This window comes from Bradyrhizobium sp. (genome assembly GCF_049581145.1).
Classification (GTDB): domain Bacteria; phylum Pseudomonadota; class Alphaproteobacteria; order Rhizobiales; family Xanthobacteraceae; genus Bradyrhizobium.
In genome coordinates this window covers 1-3345 of record NZ_JBAURI010000430.1, presented here as the reverse complement: position 1 = coordinate 3345, position 3345 = coordinate 1, and the positions used below count along the sequence as shown (strand labels likewise).

General features: G+C 65.6%; 3 protein-coding genes and 1 pseudogene. 3 read left to right on the top strand and 1 reads right to left on the bottom strand.

Annotated elements, in window-relative coordinates:
* Positions 1-229 precede the first annotated feature (229 nt).
* The 3 genes from WCB02_RS14020 to WCB02_RS14010 all read left to right on the top strand — a co-directional run bounded on the left by WCB02_RS14020 (position 230) and on the right by WCB02_RS14010 (position 2835).
* Entirely contained in the window at positions 230-1195 is a 966-nt protein-coding gene (locus WCB02_RS14020) for an ABC transporter substrate-binding protein (protein ID WP_423958817.1), read from the top strand.
* A 97-nt stretch (positions 1196-1292) separates the two neighbouring features.
* Complete coding sequence (locus WCB02_RS14015; protein WP_423958818.1) at positions 1293-2063, top strand: ABC transporter permease; 771 nt, start codon at positions 1293-1295, stop codon at positions 2061-2063.
* Positions 2056-2835, top strand: a complete 780-nt coding sequence (locus tag WCB02_RS14010) for an ABC transporter ATP-binding protein (protein WP_423958816.1) — start codon at positions 2056-2058, stop codon at positions 2833-2835. Before WCB02_RS14015 ends, WCB02_RS14010 begins: the two co-directional genes overlap by 8 nt.
* 192 nt (positions 2836-3027) lie before the next feature.
* On the opposite strand, the pseudogene WCB02_RS14005 reads toward WCB02_RS14010, so the two are convergent.
* Positions 3028-3345: pseudogene (locus WCB02_RS14005) on the bottom strand (microcin ABC transporter ATP-binding protein); the annotation flags it as partial.

Here is a 3345-nt window from a genome sequence, read left to right as displayed (position 1 = left end):
ACATCCCGCAGTTGAACGACGCAGTTGCCTTCCGCTACATGTAACGTGACTTCACATGGGTCGGACTTTCACCTCCTGACAGAACAACATCACAGACGCACGGTCCCGGCTCAAGGCCGGGACGACGCTGGATTTTGGGGTTGGCAAAACGTGATGCCGGTGGCGGCAACAAGCCCCTGCCCGGCACGTTCGTTGCATATTTTCGCCGCAGCAGAAGGAGCCAGCGTCCATGCCAACCCCCATTCGCCGCCGTGATTTTTTGACGGGTGCCGCAGGACTCGGCGCGGGTTTGATCGCAGCGCCAACGGTGCTGCACGCCGACGAGCCGGTCGTGATCCGCGCCGGCGCGCTGAAGCTGATCCATTCGATCGCGCCCTATTTTTATGAACAGTTCGTGCCGGCGGGTTACAAAGTGGAGGTGCTGCCGTTCGAGACGCCGGCCGAGTGCAAGAACGCGGTCGTGACCAAATCGATCGATTTCGGCGCGTTCGGCATCGCGGCCGCGATCCTCGGCGCCGCCGCCGGCGAGCCGGTCGTGGTGATCGCGTCGACCTGCAATCGCGGCATGGCGATCATCGCGAAAAAGGATTCCGGCATCAACACGATCAAGGATCTCAGGGGCAAGCGCGTCGCGGTGTTTCCCGGCACCACCCAGGAGGTGTTTTTCCTGGAGCGGCTGAAGATGGAAGGCATGACCATCCGGGATGTCGAGCCGGTGCGGGTGTCCTTCAGCGAGATGCACATCGCGCTGGCGCGCGGCGACATCGACGCCTATGTCGGCGCTGAGCCCGGCCCCGGCGTGTCGCTATCGAGCGGGGTCGGCCAGCTGGTCGAATATCCCTATTCGACGCCGATGGGCTCGCTCAACATGGTGTTCGGCACCCATCGCGACCTCATCACCGACAAGCCGGATCTGGTCCGCGTGATGCTCGGCATCCATCAGCGCGCCACCGACTTTGCCGCCGCCCACCAGGACGCGCTGGTGGCAATGGCCTCGAGCAAGCTCGGGCAGAAGAAGGAGGCGATCGAGGCCTCGATACCCAATGTCGAGCTGACCTGGAAGCTCGGGCCGAAGGAGATCGAGGAATCCAAGATCTACGCCGACCACATGCTGGCCTTGAAGCAGATCAAGCGGGTGCCGGATTTTGCCACCTTCTTCGACACCAGCTTCGTCAATGCCGTGAAGCCGACCTGACATCGTGACCACGCTGGCCTCAGATAGCGCCCCGTCGACGGAAGACGCTGCGCGTCGCCGTGTCCGGCGCAGCTTTGGCGAAGCCGGGTGGCCCCGGCTGCGACAGGCGCTGCTGGCGGTCGCCTTTCCGCTGGCGCTCTTGGCATTCTGGCATCTCGCCACCGCGAACCGGCCGGCGAGCCTGATCCCGCCGCCGCATGATGTCTGGCTCGAACTCTGGGACCTCGCCTTTGGCGGCATCAATGACGACGCCTATAGCCGGACCCTGCACATCCATCTGTTGGCCTCGCTCGGCCGGGTCTATGGCGGGTTTGCGATGGCGCTGATCGTTGCGCTGCCGCTGGGCATGCTGATCGGCCGCATCACGCTGGTGCGTCAGCTGATCGATCCGACCATCCAGATCCTGCGCCCGGTGCCGGTGACGGCCTGGCTGCCGCTGGCGATGATCATCTTCGGGCTGGGGCCGCGCTCGGCGATCTTCCTGGTGTTTCTCGGCGCGTTCTATCCGATCCTGGTCAACACCATTTTCGGCGTGCGCGCGGTCGAGCCGCGGCTGTTCGAGGCCGCCGCCATGCTGGGCTGCACCGGACCGGCGCAGTTCTTTCGCGTGGTGCTGCCGGCGGCGCTGCCCTCGATCTTCACCGGCATGCGGCTGGGCTTGGGCTTTGCCTGGGTCGTGATCGTGGTCGGCGAGATGACCGGCGTACAGACCGGGCTCGGCGCCATCATCATGGAGGCGCGCCAGCTCTCGCGCACCGAGATCGTGATCTCCGGCATGATCGTGATCGGCATTTTCGGCTTTCTCTCCGACCAGCTTGTGATGCTGATCGGCCGGTGGCTGCTCTCCTGGAGCCCGTCGCATGCGTGACAGCAGCATTCCCATTCTGGAAATGAAGAACGCCGGCAAGATCTACACCCAGGGCGCGCGATCGATCGAGGCGTTGCGCGGCGCCAATCTGGCGGTGAGGAAAGGCGAGTTCGTCTGCCTGATCGGCGCCTCCGGCTGCGGCAAGTCCACGCTGCTGCGGATGGCCGCAGGCTTCGAAGCCGCGACCTCCGGCGACACTCTGATGTGGGACGTGCCGATCACCGGCCCGGGGCCGAGCCGCGGCATGGTGTTCCAGGATTACGGGCTGTTTCCCTGGCTCAGCGTCCGCGACAATATCGGCTTCGGCCCGCGCTCGCGCGGCCGGCCCAGAGCCGAGATCAAGGCCACGGCCGACCACTTCATCGAGCTGGTCGGCCTGCAGAATTTCGCCGAAATCTATCCGCACCAGCTTTCCGGCGGCATGAAGCAGCGCGTCGCGATCGCGCGCGTGCTCGCCAACGACGCCGAGATGGTGCTGATGGACGAGCCGTTCGGCGCGCTCGACGCCATGACGCGCGAGCGGCTGCAGGACGAACTGGTCGAGATCTGGTCACGCACCGGCTTGACCGTGCTGTTCGTCACCCACGCCATCGACGAAGCGATCTTCCTGGCCGACCGCGTCGTCGTGATGTCGCCCGGCCCCGGCCGCATCGACAACGAATACACAATCGACCTGCCCCGCCCCCGCGACGTCGCCAGCAATGACTTCAACGAATGGCGCCGCCTGCTGTCGTCGCAGTTGCACAGCCACCACGGAAGAAAGGCGGGATAGTATCGAATGAGCGGGCATCGCCCACCCCGAGATCCACCGTCGTCCCGGCCTCGAGCCGGGACCCATAACCACAGGCTTTCATTGCTGCGACGACCTCGACCGCCTTACCCAATCGAGGGATCACCCGGTAGGGGTCCCAGCTCAAGGCCGGGACGACGAGAGGACGGTGGCGGGGCGACGAGAGACGAACCCTCACGCCGCCGCCACATGTCCCTTCCGCCCCGGCACCGCGGCGAGCAGTTCTCGCGTATACGGATGCTCCGGCGCGGCAAACAGCCGCGCGGTCGGCTGCAGCTCGACGATGCGGCCGCGCTGCATCACCGCGATGCGGTCGCAGATCTGGGCCGCGACGCGCAGATCATGGGTGATGAACAGCATCGAGAGGCCAAGCCGCGCCTTGAGGTCCTCCAGCAGCGCCAGCACCTGGGCCTGCACGGAGACGTCGAGCGCGGAGACCGCCTCGTCGGCGATAATGATCTCCGGATCGAGCGCCAGCGCGCGGGCGATGCC

Coding starts and splice junctions, on each gene's coding strand:
- WCB02_RS14020 (WP_423958817.1), top strand. CDS start 230: ATGCCAACCCCCATTCGCCGCCGTGATTTTTTGACGGGTGCCGCAGGA.
- WCB02_RS14010 (WP_423958816.1), top strand. CDS start 2,056: ATGCGTGACAGCAGCATTCCCATTCTGGAAATGAAGAACGCCGGCAAG.